A 525-nucleotide genomic window follows, 5' to 3' on the forward strand; every position below is an offset into this window, starting at 1 on the left:
CTCGGGTCTGGATCCGGTGCGTACTGCTTATATCTCGCAGTTGTTGATCGATATCAATGCGCAGATCGACGCGACGATTCTGATCGTGACGCACAACATCAACATTGCTCGCACGATTCCGGACAACATCGGCATGTTGTTCCGCAAGGAGTTGGTGATGTTCGGTCCGCGTGAGCAGTTGCTGACCTCGGAGCAGCCGGTGGTCAAGCAGTTCCTCTCCGGTGATCGGTTCGGTCCGATCGGTATGTCGGAGGAGAAGGACGAGGCGGTGCAGAAGCAGGAAGAGGCGATGCAGGCCGCCGGTATCGGTGGTGGTGGTACGAAGGATGATTTCTCGGAGATCATTCCGCAGGTGCAGCCCAATCCGGGGATGCCCGAGCGTAAAGCGGTCGCCCGCCATCGTGAGCGGGTGTTGGAGTTGCTGCCGACACTGCCGGAGAACGCTCAACGCGCGATCCGTGAATCGATGGATCAGGAAGACCAGATCCGCGCCGAGTCCCGCGCCCACGCCGCCAACACCCAGGG

General features: G+C 60.2%; 1 pseudogene. It reads left to right on the forward strand.

The features are described from left to right. Positions 1–525, forward strand: a pseudogene (locus GOOTI_RS20665) (ABC transporter ATP-binding protein); the annotation flags it as partial.

This window comes from Gordonia otitidis NBRC 100426, assembly GCF_000248075.1.
Lineage (GTDB): Bacteria > Actinomycetota > Actinomycetes > Mycobacteriales > Mycobacteriaceae > Gordonia > Gordonia otitidis.